The organism is Thermosporothrix hazakensis, from assembly GCF_003253565.1.
Lineage (GTDB): Bacteria > Chloroflexota > Ktedonobacteria > Ktedonobacterales > Ktedonobacteraceae > Thermosporothrix > Thermosporothrix hazakensis.
This window is the reverse complement of the sequence record NZ_QKUF01000004.1, coordinates 218,034-233,447: the sequence shown is the minus strand read 5'-3', so window position 1 is coordinate 233,447 and position 15,414 is coordinate 218,034. Positions and strand designations below refer to the sequence as shown.

General features: G+C 55.1%; 10 protein-coding genes and 1 pseudogene. 5 read left to right on the top strand and 6 right to left on the bottom strand.

What is annotated here, in order from left to right:
- Window positions 1-52: 52 nt before the first annotated feature.
- From EI42_RS09165 to EI42_RS09155, 3 genes are all read right to left on the bottom strand, one after another.
- On the bottom strand, window positions 53-1,381 hold the full coding sequence (locus EI42_RS09165; RefSeq protein ID WP_111321098.1) for a cation:proton antiporter: 1,329 nt from the start codon (window positions 1,379-1,381) through the stop codon (window positions 53-55).
- 231 nt (window positions 1,382-1,612) lie between these two features.
- On the bottom strand, window positions 1,613-2,572 hold the full coding sequence (locus EI42_RS09160) for a D-2-hydroxyacid dehydrogenase family protein (RefSeq protein WP_111321096.1): 960 nt from the start codon (window positions 2,570-2,572) through the stop codon (window positions 1,613-1,615).
- A gap of 41 nt (window positions 2,573-2,613) precedes the next feature.
- Window positions 2,614-3,840 carry a CynX/NimT family MFS transporter gene (locus EI42_RS09155; protein WP_211326095.1) on the bottom strand — a complete coding sequence of 409 codons (1,227 nt, stop codon included), beginning with the start codon at window positions 3,838-3,840 and terminating at the stop codon, window positions 2,614-2,616.
- 289 nt (window positions 3,841-4,129) lie between these two features.
- Here EI42_RS09155 and EI42_RS09150 point away from each other — a divergent pair, with 289 nt between their 5' ends.
- Entirely contained in the window at window positions 4,130-4,666 is a 537-nt protein-coding gene (locus tag EI42_RS09150; RefSeq protein ID WP_111321199.1) for a hypothetical protein, read from the top strand.
- 2 nt (window positions 4,667-4,668) lie between these two features.
- On the opposite strand, the gene EI42_RS09145 is transcribed toward EI42_RS09150, so the two are convergent.
- Window positions 4,669-5,019, bottom strand: a complete 351-nt coding sequence (locus EI42_RS09145; RefSeq protein WP_137686292.1) for a DUF4464 domain-containing protein — start codon at window positions 5,017-5,019, stop codon at window positions 4,669-4,671.
- A gap of 54 nt (window positions 5,020-5,073) precedes the next feature.
- A complete protein-coding gene (locus EI42_RS09140; RefSeq protein ID WP_111321092.1) occupies window positions 5,074-7,431 on the bottom strand; it encodes an MMPL family transporter in 2,358 nt (785 codons plus the stop codon).
- Window positions 7,432-7,654: 223 nt separating this feature from the next.
- On the opposite strand from EI42_RS09140, the gene EI42_RS09135 reads away from it, so the two are divergent.
- Window positions 7,655-8,347 (top strand): response regulator transcription factor, encoded by a 693-nt coding sequence (locus EI42_RS09135; RefSeq protein ID WP_111321090.1) that lies wholly within the window; start codon window positions 7,655-7,657, stop codon window positions 8,345-8,347.
- Between the two features lie 49 nt (window positions 8,348-8,396).
- On the top strand, window positions 8,397-10,124 hold the full coding sequence (locus EI42_RS09130; protein ID WP_170142488.1) for a sensor histidine kinase: 1,728 nt from the start codon (window positions 8,397-8,399) through the stop codon (window positions 10,122-10,124).
- 705 nt (window positions 10,125-10,829) lie between these two features.
- Here EI42_RS09130 and EI42_RS34850 read toward each other — a convergent pair.
- A pseudogene (locus EI42_RS34850) lies at window positions 10,830-12,074 on the bottom strand (alpha-amylase family glycosyl hydrolase); the annotation flags it as partial.
- A gap of 548 nt (window positions 12,075-12,622) precedes the next feature.
- Between EI42_RS34850 and EI42_RS09120 the strand changes: the two are divergent.
- Together EI42_RS09120 and EI42_RS09115 are read left to right on the top strand one after the other, a co-directional pair.
- Window positions 12,623-13,063 carry a MarR family winged helix-turn-helix transcriptional regulator gene (locus EI42_RS09120; protein ID WP_111321084.1) on the top strand — a complete coding sequence of 147 codons (441 nt, stop codon included), beginning with the start codon at window positions 12,623-12,625 and terminating at the stop codon, window positions 13,061-13,063.
- 162 nt (window positions 13,064-13,225) lie between these two features.
- Window positions 13,226-15,352: an alpha-amylase family glycosyl hydrolase gene (locus EI42_RS09115; RefSeq protein ID WP_111321082.1), complete on the top strand. Its 2,127-nt coding sequence runs from the start codon at window positions 13,226-13,228 to the stop codon at window positions 15,350-15,352.
- The last annotated feature ends 62 nt before the right edge of the window (window positions 15,353-15,414 follow it).

The following is a 15,414-nucleotide window of genomic DNA, read 5'->3' as shown; positions in this document are numbered from 1 at the left end:
GCTAACATACAGAAACTCTGGCGGGAAAGAGAACACCGCCAGAGCCCTGTTTTCAGGCAGGAGATTCTTGTTCCTCCTCGACAATGACACGCTCATCCACTTCCTCAGTTGGGGGCTCCTTTGGCCGATGAGCCGGGGTAAGCAGCGGCTGCAAAATCCAACGCATCGAGAGCCCCTGCACCAGCAAGGTGAAGAGCACCACGGCATAACAGGAGACCAGCAAGACATCACGCCTCGGGAAATCTAGCGGCAATGATTGCACCAGGGCCAGCGACAGCGCGCCACGCAAGCCGCTCCAGAAGATGATGAAGAGCCACGACCGTGGGAGCGGCTGGTGTGTGCAGCGGGAGGTGTTGCGGCGAGGGAATGCAACCCAGTTACGCACTGTCAGAACGCCAACCAGGATCAGACGCGCAAGCAAGACAAAGCCAATTGCCAGGAGTGCTATGATCCAGCTTGGGAGGCCGACACTCGTTGTGGGAAGAAATGCCTGTGGGTTGAGTTGTACTCCGACCAACAGGAAGATCAGCGCATTGGCAAGAAAGGCTATCATCGTCCAGAAGCTGTCAATTGCGGCTTTTGTGCGCTGCGAAAGTGCAACCCGCTGGCCGTAGTTTCCGAGCAACAGGGCAGTAACAATAACCGCGATAATACCGGAACCATGCAGCTCATCGGCAAGTAGATAGGTGCCGTAGGCCGTTACGACAGTGATCGTTGTTTCCAGCAGGGCATCATCGAGCCTCCTGAGAAGCTGGCTGATGCCAAAACCAACAAGCAAACCAACAAGCAGGCCTACCCCTGCTTCCAGCGCAAAGGTGCCGATACTGCTGAACCAGGCCACACCACCGCTTTTCCCCTGAACCGTGAGCAGTGCTACAGCAAGAAACGTCTGATAGAGCGAGCCAGCAACGCCATCATTGAACAGACTCTCGCCCTCAATGATGTTTGATAGGCGCTCGTTCACATGAAGCTGTCGAAAGAGCCCCAGAACAGCTACCGGATCCGTTGGTGAGAGTGCCGCTGCCAGTAGAAGCGCGACAATCCAGTCAAGCCCATCAAAGAAGTGAAAGGTAACGGCCAGGATACCCAGCGAGAGCAGCAGTCCGGGACCGGCGAGAAAAAAGATGGCACGCCAGTTCTCGCGCAACAACGAAAGCTTCACGCTCCATGCGCCCTCAAAGAGAAGGGGAGGAAGTAAGACAAAAAGCACAAGATCAGGATCTAAGCGTAGATCGGGAATCCAGCCACTCAGGCCAAGTCCAACCCCTGCGACTACCAGACCCAGGGTATAGGGAACCGAGAGCTTGCGGGTAATGGCGATCACGAGGCTTGCGATCACCAGCAGGAGCACGAGTTCACGCATCAATACCGGGATATCCATAATAGCGGCCTTTCCTGTGGAATAGTAATGAATTACACGTTTTCTGCCTTCCTGTGCAGGAAGGAGAGCCGACCAGACTTCCCGGCACGCCTGTCTATTTTGAGCGTTTTTCTGATTTTCTTGAGCGAATATTGAGGTAGCTCTATTCAGTGTACCTGAAATGGCCAAAACTGGCAAGAGGAAAGACGGAAGAGGGCAAGCCACCTTTGCAGCTTCAAAGGTGGCCTTGATCTATTGCTGAACGTCGGGGTTCAGCAGGTGAAGCGGTTTTCCTTCTACAAATGCCTGCACCTGATCGAAGGCCGCACCAAAGAGCAGCTCATAGCTGTCCTTCTCAACATAGCCGAGATGCGGCGTACAGAGCGCGTTGGGCAGTGAGAGAAGTGGATCATGAGGGGCAGGTTCTTTCTCATAGACATCAACGGCAGCGAAACCCGGACGCCCGGCCTGAAGTGCTCTCAACAACGCTCCATGCTCTATCAGGCCTGCGCGGCTGGTATTCACGAGTAGCGCAGTTGGCTTCATCAGGGCAAGGTCCGTCGCCGTGACGATACCGCGTGTGCCCTCGGTCAGCTTCAGGTGCAGGCTGAGGACATCGGCCTCTTGAAAGAGTGCCTCTTTACCGGCTGCTGTCTCGAAGCCGTCGCGCTGTGCCCTGCTGAGCGAGCCTTCGCGGCCCCAGATCAGGACTCGCATCCCAAATGCTCGCCCATAGCTGGCAACCAGACTGCCGATATTGCCGTAGCCAAAAATGCCAAGTGTACGCCCGTGAAGCCCGATTCCAAGCGTTGTCTGCCATTTTCCTGCTTTGAGCGCATTGATTTCCTGTGGCAGGCGACGCATTGCGGCGAGAATCAGACCCCATGTCAGCTCAGCGGTTGCGTAGGGTGAGCCACCTCCGGCAGTAACTGCGATGCCGTGGCGGGTGCAGGCTGCGAGATCGATGTGAGCGGCTCCGCGTCCCGTCTGGCTGATAAGGCGTAAGCGTGGCAGGCGTACAAGCAGTGGCTCTGTAATCGGCGTGCGCTCCCGAATCAGTACAAGGGCTTCGGCGTCCTGAAAGCGCTCCGCCAGAGTCTCGATATCTGTTACCGTATCATGGTAGATTTTGACATCATGGCCCTGAAGCTTCTGAAAGCAGTCCAGATGCCGTACTGCGTCCTGATAATCATCGGGAATGACAATCTTCAATGAATGTGTTCCTCGTTTCTTTCTAAGATTGCTTGTTTGTTCTATTGTAGCGTACTCTCAACTGAACGGTTCCGGCCAGCTCCAAGCCCTGCCAGAAGTAATACGATAGAGATCCCGAAAAGCGTGTAGAGCGGCACAAGCCAGCCATTTGTAAGGTCATGCAGTGCGCCAAATAGCGTCGGGCCGATGGCTGCCAGCAAATAGCCGAGCGATTGGGCAAGGCCGGAGAGGCTGGCCGCGGTTGGTGTGGTGGTTGTGCGCAAAATGAAGAAGAGCAGAGCCAGCGTGAGGCAGCCCCCCAGGCTCAGGCCGAGCAGGATAGAGCAGAGCAGAAGCCATGAACCTGTGGTGGTCGCAAAGCCGATAAATGCAAGTGCGGCCGGAGCGACAATGATAACCACAAGGGCGCGTTGATCGGCGTAACGAGCTGCAATAATCGGCACAATAAAGCCAGCGGGTAGGGCCATCAGTTGCAGCAGCGAGAGCATCAGCCCGGCATCGGTAGCGCTAAGCCCTTTATCATGAAGGAGAGCAGGCAACCAGGAGATCGTGACATAGTAGAGGAGTGATTGCAGGCCCATAAAGAGCGTCACCTTCCACACAAGTGGAGAGCGCAGAAGCAGCCCGAAAGGAACAGACGGCGTCTCTGTGAGCTCAGGCTTGTTTGCGTCACGAATACGCGTGAGCCAGAGAAGCGCTGCTATAGCCGCCGGAAGTGCCCAGAACGCGAGAGCTCCATTCCAGCCAAGCCAGCGCGAGAGGGGGACGCTGGTCCCAGAGGCAAGCGCGGCACCGATAGACATAACGGTTGTATAGATTCCGGTAAGCAAGCTGGCCTGCCGTGGGAAGTCCCGTTTGATAAAACCGGGAAGCAACACGTTTCCGGCAGTAATCGCAAGGCCAAGTATGGCAGTTCCAAGAAATAGAAAAGGTATGGCGGGAATAAAGCGCAGAGCAACCCCGATCGTCAGAATAACCAGGCTGAGAAACAGGACGCGTTCAAGTCCCCAAAGCTGCGCCAGACGCGGCGCGAATGGCGAGAAGAAGGCAAAGGCAAGTAGCGGTAAGGTCGTCAGCAGGCCTACCAGGCTGCTCGAAAGTCCTGTATACACTCGAATTTGTTCGATGAGTGGGCCGACGCCGTTGAGAGGCGCCCGCAGATTGAGTGAAAGCAAGAGTATACAGGCAACTATCACGGCCACAGTGAGCGGGGAGCGCCTGGAAGCGCGCTGAACGGGGGTCCGGGTAGGTTCATTCGTTTTCAACACGAATCACTCCTTCACGTTTTGCTTATCGTGTAATACAGGCAGTCAGGCAGAGCAGAAAGCCTTTCTTGTTCGGCTCTCATAGAGAAAGAGAGAAATATGCTGATTGTATCAATGTATGTCATTCTCAAAGCGCGAACATGCCTGTATGGAAGAGGAAAACTGCTAGACGGGAGGTGTTTCATCTTTTATTATATCCTTCATGTAAGAAAATGCACAGGGTCAGCGCTTGCTTCTTGACGATGCTCGCAAGTTCTCTTATCCTGACGGTTCTTTTGAAGAGGGAAAGCGTATGGCGTTATTTGATTCCGGGCTTGCCCGCGAGGTAGTGCGGCGACACTATTTGAAACTTGGTGAAGCATTGGGTGAACTGGCTGCTGAACAGTTGACTGAAGAGGTGAACGAAGAGAGTCCCTTATATCAGGATATGTTGCTGTTGATCGATGTTGCCAATGGCAGATATCATCGATCAGAAGAGCTGATTCAGCAGGTTGAGCAAGCGCTGACAAACCTGATGGAAGTGCTGTTCGGGAATACGCTCCATGCTGGTGTGACCATTCCTGATAGCTTCTGGCAGACCGACATTGGTACGATGGTCTCACAGGTGCGCTGGTGGATCTCGGTTGATGACCTCATTACGATCAGTAGCGCGGCTGCTCTCGCCTTTGGAGCGAACACCCAGGCGAACCGCATGCGAATTTCACGAGCAATCGATAAAGGTCTGCTGGAATGGGTGCCTGATTCCTCAGTCATGAACCCGCAGCAGCGCAAGCGAGTGCTTCGCTCGCAGGTGGAGCGCTTGAGCGAGCTTCGTCGCCTGCCTGAGTAGGGCTATATTTCTTCGCATTGCGCGGAGTGCAGGAGCATGATCGTGCGATTGAGCCATTGCATTTCGGCATTCAGCACCGTCTGCAAGTGATCCTGCATGATTTGAGTGATCAGATCATCATCACTCTGATGCAGTACGAGCTGTTCTTGCAACGATCTGACTAGCTCGCGCCGCTCTACAAGGACAGTCAGAGCCTCATCTTTCGTCAGATAGCGCAGAAAATCGAGGCCTATATCTTGCGCCAGTGGATCACTTCCTCTGGCTTCCAGTGCCTCTTGAAGCCGATTGAGAAATTGGGTGCGCTCGTATGAAGTCTGAGCGGCCAGACAACAGCAGATGAATTGCCACATCATACATCATCCTCTCAAGGGAAAACCGGACCGGAGATCGGCCCGGTTCTCTCCTTTTTAGTCGTGTTGCTCGTTTGCTTCTTTGGGCTGTGGAAGCTTGCCAGGCCACCAGTTCGCGCCGCGTAACAGTAGTACGATGCCCGGAACCAGGAACCCGCGGACCACGAAGGTATCAAGCAGAATGCCAATCGCGACAGTAATGCCAAGCTGATAGAGCTCACGAACCGGCATCGAGCTGAGTACCAGGAAGGTACTGGCAAGAATCAGGCCAGCCGAGGTAATGACGCCGCCTGTATGGCTCAGGGCAATGGGAAGACCTTTTGCCAGGCCGTGGGTGCTGCTTTCCTCTCGCACTCGTGACATCAGGAAGATGGTGTAGTCTGCACCCAATGCGACCAGGAAAATGAAGGTGTAGAGCGGCAGGGCATAGGATATGCCTTCATCACCACCGATACGGGTGAAGATGAACGCTGAGATGCCCAGGGCCGCGAGATAGTTCAGCGTGACGGTGGCAAGCAGGTACAGCGGCGCGACGATACTACGCAGCAGTAGCCCCAGGACCAGCGCGATCAGCACAAGCACCAGCGGGATAATCAAGAGCTGATCGTGCGTGTTGACGGTACGCGTGTCGGCCTGTTGGGGCGTCACTCCAGTCAGCATGATCGAGTCCACAAGCTCTTGAATACCATTGCGGGCGGCGGCAACCTTTGCAGCATCGCGCACCGGTGAAATCGTATCCAGCGCCTTATCACTGTACGGATCACTTTTCAGCGTGACCTGCAAGCGAACGACCCGATTATCATTCGAGATAGATGAGATGGTTGCGCCATAGAGGCCGATACTGCGCGGATCTGTGGTGCGCATGGCCTTGCGAATCGTCTCCGAGTCGCCTGAACGCAGTGCCTGCCTGAGTTCCTGCGGCAATTGTGCAATGCTTTGCTGTATCTGGGCAGAAGTCATTGCGGGCTTCTTGCCATCAGGGCGTGTTGGTCCTGTAACCTGAGCAACATTGTCGACCTGTGTGATGGCCTCGGTGATCGCGTCGATGGCGTCGAGATGCTCGTAGGCGTTCTGTTGATCCTTCAAGTGAATCAGGACGCTAAAAGGTGCCAGCGTGCCCGGTGGGAAGTGGCTCGACAGGAGCTTATAGCCTTCATTGGAATCGGTGGCGCTCCGAAAACCGGTCAGCGTGTTGAAGACCTGCGGAATGCCGAGGTTCCCGAGAGCTAAGATCACCAGCAGGAAAGCGCTACAGAGTGCGGAGAGCGCTGGACGGCGTGTAACAAGCGATGCGACCCGCTCCCAGAGCCCGGGGCGTGCTTTTTTCGTGTTCGCACCCACCTGTACCGAGACGCGGAACGGCCAGAATGCGGCCCGTCCGAAGAGGCTCAACAGGGCTGGAACCAGCGTCAGGCCAACCAGTGCCATGACAAAGAGCGCGATTGCCAGCGCTGCCCCCAGAACGTGATAGAGGCCAAGTAGCGTCAGCAGCAGTGTTAGCACGGCCACGATGACGGTTCCTGCACTGGAAAGAATTGCCTCCCCCACAGCGCGAAGCGTCTTCTGGAGCGCTCGTACATGGTCGGCCTCTAGCTGCAACTCCTCACGGTAGCGCGACACGATAAAAATGGTATAGTCGGTGCCCGCTCCAAACAGCAGCACAGTTACAATTGAGGTGGCGTCCTGACTGATGCTGAAGAGGTGCGCCTGAACGCCAAAGCCAAGTAATCCGTTTACCACCACTTGCGCGATGCCAACCCCGATCAGAGGGAGTAATACCAGCAGTGGTGAGCGATAGATAACAATAAGGAATAGCAGAACAATACCGATAGTCGCAATCGTCAGGGCAAAGTCGGCATGTCCAAACACAATGCTCATATCGCCTGCAATGCCTGCCGGACCCGTTACCTTGACTTTCAGTGAGTCCCGGTCGAACTGGCCGGTATAGGCGCGGATCTGCTTGATGAGCTCGGAGACTTTGACCCCGCTCTCGTTATCCAGCAGAACAATCATATTCATCGTGGTTTCGTCGGGCGAGACAAGCTGCGATTTTGCCTGTGGTACTGTGTAGATCGAAACGACCGATTTCACCTGTTTGGGACGATCTCCCGAGACGAACCAGTCGTTCACCTTTTTTGCGGTGTTGTAATCGTCCTGACTCAGCCTGGCTGGATCATGGAAAACGATCAGTGCCGGAATACCTCGTTGTCCGGGGAAAGCCTGTTTCAGAAGTTCCTGGGCTCGAACTGACTCCTGATCCCCAATAGATGATGTAATGGAGCTGTCGTACAGGTTTGCCAGCTTGGGGGCAAGTCCCCCCAGAACACCCGCGAGGACCAACCAGAGGACGATGACGATCCAGCGTCCTCGGCGCCCGGCGGAGGCGTCGGTCAGCCAGTGAAGCGGATTCCACATATATGCATTCTCTTCCTTTTCTATGGTGTGGGAAAGAGGTCTCTTACCCCTTGCCTTATTAAGTCAAATCTGACTTAATAGAGAGATGGAAACCCTATCAGGCAAAAGTATAAGAGGGGGGGATGACAGAACGATGAATTTCCGCCGCAAACTCTGTCATCGTTTTGTCATCTTTCTCCAAAATCGATAAACAACGAGATGCAGCAGTAAAAAGGAGTAGAAAATGCATATACTGGTCATTGAGGATAATCAGAAGCTGAATCTTTCTTTACGCCAGAACCTGGAAGCGGAAGGATACCGTGTTGATAGCGCATATGATGGGCAGGAGGGACAGGATATAGCGGAATTGCTCTCCTATGATCTGATTATTCTTGATGTGCTCCTGCCCAAAAAAGACGGCCTGGAAGTGTGCCGCGAGCTGCGCAGAAGGCGAGTGCAGACGCCAATCTTGCTGTTAACGGCCCGTGATAGTATTGACGATCGTGTCCAGGGCCTGGACAGTGGCGCGGACGATTATCTTGTCAAACCGTTTGCCATGCGTGAATTGCTTGCGCGGTTGCGTGCCTTACAGCGGCGGCGTCATCCTCAGGGACGACTGACGTTTGCTGATCTGGTGGTTGATCCGGCGCTGCATCAGGTGATGCGGGCTGAGACCGTCATTGAGCTGACGCCGAAAGAGTTTGCGTTACTCGAATATTTACTGTTGCATCCCGATCAGGTGGTGACACGCGAGATGATCGAAAGCCGTATCTGGAACGATGAGCTAGAGGGAAGCTCAAACGTTGTTGATGTCTACATCCGGCGTTTGCGGCGCAAGATTGACGATCCTTTTCCCGTCAAGCTGCTTGAAACGGTGCGAGGGATTGGCTATCGTTTGCGCTCTCCACAGCGTCACCCTGCCAGAGAGTTCGTATGAGATGCCCGGAATCAGGGCGCATCGGGAGATTCGAGAAGAAAGAATTGTTATGGATAAGACATTGAGAGAACCATCAGGGCCTATGACAGCGCTTCTGGTGCGGTGCTGGAACTTTCTCGCTCGTGTTCGGGTGCGGCTGACGCTCTGGTACCTGGCGATCGTGATGGTGGTGCTGCTTGTCTTTGGGGGGAGCCTCTATAGTGCACAGGAGCACATGAACGCGACAAAAGTCGATACCGAGCTTGATGGCTTGCTGCGCAGAGATGCCCTGCAATTAACGGATGCATATCGCGAGGCGGTGGTTCGGCGTGTGGCATTTGAGCGCATGCTTGCCAGCAAAAACGTGAGGCTGCCAGAGAGTGAGGTGGTGGTAGTGCTTGACCAGCGCGGAACCATCCTTTATACGGCAGGGCCGTTGAGCAACCGGGCGATCCTGACATTGCAGGCGCTTGCATCCAGGGGTCATATGACATTGAATTGCATGTTGCCCGACGTGCCACGCGCACAGGGCGATTATCATATCTCCATTTCGCCGGTGCCAGAACAGAATGTCACGCTGCTGGTCGGGCTGCCTCGGGAGAAGATTCAGCAGGAGAATCAGGAACTCCTGCTTATTTTGTTGCTGCATGGAAGCGGGATTCTGCTTGTCTCTGCGGCTGGTGGCTACTGGCTTGCGGGAAAAGCTCTGAAGCCGGTGAAGCTCATCACGCGAACCGCGAACACCATCTCCGAGACCGATCTACAGCGTCGTCTCTCCCTGCAAAGCAATGATGAGTTTGGTGAACTGGCTGCCACCTTTAACCGCATGCTGGATAGATTAGAAGAGGGCTTCCAACGCCAGAAACGTTTTACTGCCGACGCCAGCCATGAGCTGCGTACGCCGTTAACGTTGTTGCTCCTTGAGATCCATCGCGGCCTGACTGCTCTTGAGAAGCCGGAAGAATACCGGCAGCTCCCTTATCAACTTCAAGAGGAAGCCGAGCAGATGTCCACGCTGGTAGATGATCTGCTGATGCTGGCCCGTGCCGATGCCGGACAGATCACGCTCCAACGCGAGCCGGTTGATCTGAGCGATGTGTTGGTTACGGCTATCGAGCGCTTGCTTCCTTTTGCCCGCCAGCATGAGATAACGCTTGCTACCGGCTCCCTGCCCGAACTCTATGTGTTGGGTGATCAGCAACATCTGGTGCGTATGTGCCTGAATTTGATGACTAACGGAATCAAATATACTTCGGGAACGGGCTCGCGGGTGATGGTCTCGTTGGAAGAGGGGATGCCGGGAGAAGAGGCCCTGAAAGAGCGATCCTTGCAAGGGAATGCGTTGCAAGGACGGGAAGCGAAAGAGCCGACCCGAGAAGGGGATGCGTTGAAGGAGAGAGAGCTACAAGGGGGTGAGTTGCAAGGGCGGGGAGAAGAAGAAACTGGAAGTTTGTTAAGAGGAGGAATGGCGAATAGAAGTCTCTTGAGTGGATGCAGCGACGAGAATGCGACACGAGATAGAGAAGCTCAGCAGCCTGTCGGATGGGCCTGTATTTGCATTCAGGACGACGGGCCTGGCATCGCTCCGGAACATCTCCCCTCACTTTTTGAGCGATTCTACCGAGCAGACGTGGCGCGTACGCGCCACTCGAAAGCAGGAGGGATAGGGCTTGGCCTGTCAATTGTCCGCTGGATTGTTCAAGAACATCGGGGCTGTATTGAGATAGAGAGTCAGCCCGGGTGCGGCTCAACGTTTCGTGTCTGGCTGCCCGTCGTTGCCTCTCATCAGGACTTATAGATCCCCGGGGCTGATAGGGGATTTTTTCTTTAAAAGATAATATCAAAAGAGAAGCTATCAAACGGGAAGCTATCGAGCAAGCAGGGCGCGTACGCGCCAATAGAGAGCGAGGATGAGGCTTCCGGGTTTCTGTCTTTCCATCATTTCCAATCGGCCCTTTGCAAAAGGGAAGCCGCACTGATCTCGTTCCGGACTTGTTTGGTGCTTGCTCAGTGCTCTTGTGTATGAGCTTCTGTTCAGCACTTCTTCTGATCTCGAAACAGGAACCAGTGCGGCTTATGAGCGTCGCTAGCGATGATATGAAGAGGCAAGCAGCTCAGTGCATCGCGAATCGGCTCTGCTGTTCTCGTGGAACCACGCGCATCGCTAGCGAGCCACCTGGAAGGCAGCGGCGCTCTGTGGGGCAAGCGTGATGCGGGTTTCCTGTCCGTCGCAATGCAACTTTGGAGTCTCTGCCGTGGCAAGCAGGCAACGCAATTGAGCGATAGGGACCGGAATTTCCCGGGGACTGTCGCTCAGATTGAAGACCGTCAGCACATCGCCTTCTGCCGGCTGCTCTTCCCCGCTTCTCAGGTAGGCGTAGCACGCGTCGCTCAGGTGGAGCAGGCGGCGTTTCCCGTGCGCAAGAAGCGGCGTCGTTCGGCGGATTTGGATCAATGCCTGATAGAAAGCGAGCAGATCAAGGTTCCACTCATCGCGCTTCCACGGCATATTGCGGCGGGCCTCAGCATCTCCGACCTGCTCAATGGCGGCACGTTGCGTCAACCCGATTTCGGTTCCATAGTAAAGAATCGGGGTGCCTGCGAGCGTGAACTGACAGAGGGCGGCCATTTTTAAGCGTTCGATGGAGTTCCCTGCAAGAAACAGGAAACGGTTCATATCATGATTATCAAGGAACGTGGCGCGTCCCGGGCCGTCAGCCATGAAGTGTTCATAGGCAAAGAGAAATTGTTCAAATTGTTGCACGCTCCAATCCTGAAGCGCGAAGGTATGACGTAGCGCCGAGGTCAGGGGGAAATCAAGGATGCCGTCCAGCTTGCCGCGATAGTTGCGCAGCGTCTCGGGGGTATCGGTGGCCTCTCCCAGTAAAAAGGCGTCAGGTGAGGTTGCGTGGGTGGCGTGGCGTAGATCTGTCCAGTAATCCATGCTGTGACCAATGGCGTGATCGAGGCGAAAACCATCAATGCCAAACTCGCGCATCCAGTATAGAGCGCTCTCGATAATGTGCTGACGGGCCCCTTTGCTATCGGAGCGCAGCGAGGGAAGCGTGGGAACAAGATCCAGGAAACTACGATACTGGTCAGGCCACTGCTCGAAGGTATACCAGTCATAGGTTTCGGCATCACGCTGCTGCTGTGCCGCGAGGAAGGCGGGATGATGCCATGAAGTATGACTGGGCACATAATCGAGCATGACACGCATTCCTAACGCATGCGCCCGCTCAACAAGCTCCTTGAGATCCTCTTTGCTGCCTAATCGTGGGTCGACGTCAAAGTAATCGAGCACATCGTAGCGATGATAGGTCTCGGCGGGATGCAGCGGAGAGAGCCAGAGACACGTGATTCCCAGTTCTTGCAGATAGGGCAGAGCCTCCGTTACGCCACGCAGCGTACCGCCGTGCAGGGCTTGCGGATCGTCGTTTTCATCAAAGGAACCATCTGGCTTGCTGGTGCGAAAACGGTCAAGAAAAATGTGGTAGATGACAGCGTTCTGCACCCATGCGGGCAGGCTTGCTTCTTCGACCGTAAAGGCAAAGGTGGTTGTTGCCTGCGTGCCGGTGCGGCGAAAGGCGTAGCCCTGGCCATCTTGAGCCCAGACATCGGGCGTCTCTGATGATGCAGTGCCGTGCGTCCAGCCGCCGATACGGTAGCGCACAATGCCCGGGGTGGGTTGGGCCGGGATCAGTGCTCGCCAATAGGTAAGGTAGCCCGCTTGTACATCCCAGCTCATATGATGACGCTCCATCGGGATGACGGCTGCATTGCTCTCCGGTTGGCTGCCATCAGTTGTGTAAAAAAGGGCGGCCCGCTCCAATGGCAGGGCTTCGCCACTCACAGCCAGCACCTCAACTTCCTGTCCGGGACGAGGCGCGAGAGGCACGATGGTATTATCATGACGAAATTGATGGCGAAGGGCAAGAAGGCGCTCTGCGATGGCCGGTACAGGGAGATCACCCGGCGCAGAGGCGATATTCAGCGTTTCCACTTCTATTGTCGTCTGCTCAGAAATGTCTGGCATGGTCGTCTCCTTTTCACACCCAGGCTGAAGGTTGTTTGTTGCCGGTGCAACAGTGGTGTATTCATTTGTTGCATCTGCAACAAAGTGTACACGCCGCGGTTGCCAGTTGTCAAGCCTCTCTATGAAGCAGATAAGAGTGGCATGCCGTTCTTTCTGACTGAAAGCTTGACAAAGCGCCTTTTTATAGCCATACTTTGTTGTAGACGCAACAGTTAAGCTACATATTTGTTGCCAGCGCAACAGTCAGGGGCAGGAGGAGCATGTATAGCTATCAGGATTACCGCATATTTCAGGATCTATGTGTATTGCTTGATCATGGCGATAGGCTGGTACTTCGCGCGTTTCATTTAAGCCCGTTGCAGTACCATCTGCTTCTGCTACTCGATAGGGAGGAAGGGTGGCGACTGATTGATCTCAGCGAACGCCTGCTGTGCGAGCGGAGCACCGTAACACGGCTTGTTGACGCACTGGAGCGGGAAGGGCTGGTGTGTCGCGTTGCCAATCAGGAGGATCGTCGTTCACAGCGGGTCACATTGACTGAGGAGGGCTTGCGACGGCGTGATCTGGCTCGGGCCGCGCTCGAAAAGACCATTCAACAGCGCCTGGATGCCTTCAGTCCCGCCGAACAGCGACAGCTTATCGAGATGCATCGCCGCTTACGAGCGGTGCTGCTGGCCGAGATCGAGCGCTCGCAGGAATAATCCCTTTTTGGGGAATAAGGCCCTTTTGGTTTTGCTACACTGTGTTAAAAGAGCCCGAAAAAGCCAGGAATCGCGGTTGTTTCTTTTGACAACCGAGCAGACGTGGCGCGTACGCGCCACACGAAACAATGCAGTGCGCAACCAGAAGGAGGAAAATAGCTGATGCGCCGTCTCATCTCGCATGTTCTGCCAATTCTGCTTGTCGTGATGTTGTTTTGCCCGGCTCCAGTCAGAGCAGCGCCCGCACAGGCACAAACGACTGTGAGCGGGAATACTGCGAATTTCAAACCCGATGTCATCTATCAGGTGCTGCTTGATCGCTTCTTTGATGGCAATCCCGCGAATAATGATCCACCTGAGGCGCGAGGTCTCTATGATGGCTCTCACAAAAACTGGCGGCTGTATTGGGGCGGCGATCTGGCCGGGCTGACTCAGAAGCTCTCCTACCTTGCCGACATGGGCATCACGGCCCTCTGGATCTCTCCGCCCGTTGAGAATATTCACCGTCTCACCGATCACAATGAGGCAGGGTATCACGGTTACTGGGCTCGCGACTTCTACCGCATCGATCCGCATGTCGGAACATGGGATGACTTTGCGACCCTTGTCAGGACGGCGCATAGCAAAGGAATCAAGGTGATTCTCGATTTCGCGCCCAACCACACCAGCCCACGCGAGACCGCCGAACAGGGGAGCCTCTATCGCGATGGGGCCTTTCAGGCAGCATATAACAACGATCCGCAGAACTGGTTTCACCATTTGCCTGCCATTATGGACTACAACGACCCCTATCAGAACGTCTATTATAGCCTGTTCAACCTCGCGGATCTGGCACAGGAGAATAACGGCGTCGATAGCTACCTCAAAGGCGCAATCGCGAAGTTCCTGCAATATGGTATTGATGGCATTCGGCTTGACGCGGCGAAACATCTCTCGGAGCCGGGCGGCGGCTGGTCACGTACCCTCAGCGACGCAGTGAATGCCAATGCGCCTCATTATCTGGTCGGGGAATGGCTCATGTCCGGCATCGACGACCCGACCTACCCGGCGGCTGCCTCGTTCGCCAATCACAGCGGGATCAACCTGCTGAATTTTCCGCTGACCACCGCCCTGCGGAATGTCTATGGCGCCGGGAAGAATGCAACCGAGCTGGACGCCGTGTTGACGCGTGAGGGGCGTGATTTGCTCTGGCTCAACGATCAGGCAGTCTCCATCGATAATCATGACATGCCCCGTTTCCTTTCGCTCAACGGGAGCCATGATCGCCTGCATCAGGCACTTGCGGTTACGATGACGTTGCCAGGTATTCCAATCATTTATTATGGAACCGAGCAGTACTTGCACAATGATACCGATGGCGGCGGTGATCCGTATAGCCGCCCGATGATGACGAACTTTGACACCACAACAACGGCCTATCGCGAGATCAAGCTGCTGGCGCAATTGCGGCATAGCAACCCGGCGCTCGCCTATGGCTCCTATCAACAGCGCTGGCTCAATAACGATGTATTCATCTTTGAACGGCACTTCAATCAAAACGTGATTGTGGTGGCTGTGAACAAGAGCGCAACCCCTTATACCATCTCCAATATGCAAACCCGGCTTCCAGACGGCACCTATCGCGATTATCTGGGCTCGCTGCTACATGGTGGTACCTCGCTTACGGTGACAAATGGTGCGGTATCATCCTTCTTGCTCGGAGCAAATCAGGTCTCAATCTGGCAGGCAAGCGCCGACAAAGGGCCCGCTATTGGCAGCGTTAGCCCCAATCTCAGCAGACCGGGCGGTCAGGTCGTGATCGATGGGCAGGGGTTTGGCTCCACTCCCGGGACAGTGAAGTTTGGCGCAAGCAACGCAACGGTGAAAAGTTGGTCGGCTCAATCCATTACGGTGACGGTACCGCAGGTTACGAGCGGGCTGCAAATGGTGCAGGTCTGCACGTCAACCTGTAGCAATGGCTATCCCACACGGGTCTCAACCGGCCCCCAGACAGCGGTGACGTTTACGGTACGGAATGCGCCTCCGACGAACCCGGGTGATAATGTCTACCTGACCGGGCAGTTTGACGAACTGGGAAATTGGGATGTAAAGGCCGCAATAGGCCCGCTGCACACACCAAAATACCCGGATTGGTTCGTGCTGGCAGGTGTTCCGGCCTGCCAGAAGATCGAGCTGAAATTCGTCATTGTTCGGGCGAACGGCTCGGTACAATGGGAGAAAGATCCCAACCATACCTATACGACGCCCTGCAACGGGACGGGCTCCTTCACCGTCAACTGGCAGAATTGATGCACGAACAGGCCATAAAAAAAGAGCAAGAGCCGGGATGCCCTCCCTCGCTCTTGTTCTTT

What these genes read in the sequence shown, in the direction of transcription:
- EI42_RS09165 (WP_111321098.1), bottom strand. Translation starts at nt 1,381, where the DNA reads ATGGATATCCCGGTATTGATGCGTGAACTCGTGCTCCTGCTGGTGATC.
- EI42_RS09150 (WP_111321199.1), top strand. Translation starts at nt 4,130, where the DNA reads ATGGCGTTATTTGATTCCGGGCTTGCCCGCGAGGTAGTGCGGCGACAC.
- EI42_RS09145 (WP_137686292.1), bottom strand. Translation starts at nt 5,019, where the DNA reads ATGATGTGGCAATTCATCTGCTGTTGTCTGGCCGCTCAGACTTCATAC.
- EI42_RS09140 (WP_111321092.1), bottom strand. Translation starts at nt 7,431, where the DNA reads ATGTGGAATCCGCTTCACTGGCTGACCGACGCCTCCGCCGGGCGCCGA.
- EI42_RS09135 (WP_111321090.1), top strand. Translation starts at nt 7,655, where the DNA reads ATGCATATACTGGTCATTGAGGATAATCAGAAGCTGAATCTTTCTTTA.
- EI42_RS09130 (WP_170142488.1), top strand. Translation starts at nt 8,397, where the DNA reads ATGGATAAGACATTGAGAGAACCATCAGGGCCTATGACAGCGCTTCTG.
- EI42_RS09120 (WP_111321084.1), top strand. Translation starts at nt 12,623, where the DNA reads ATGTATAGCTATCAGGATTACCGCATATTTCAGGATCTATGTGTATTG.
- EI42_RS09115 (WP_111321082.1), top strand. Translation starts at nt 13,226, where the DNA reads ATGCGCCGTCTCATCTCGCATGTTCTGCCAATTCTGCTTGTCGTGATG.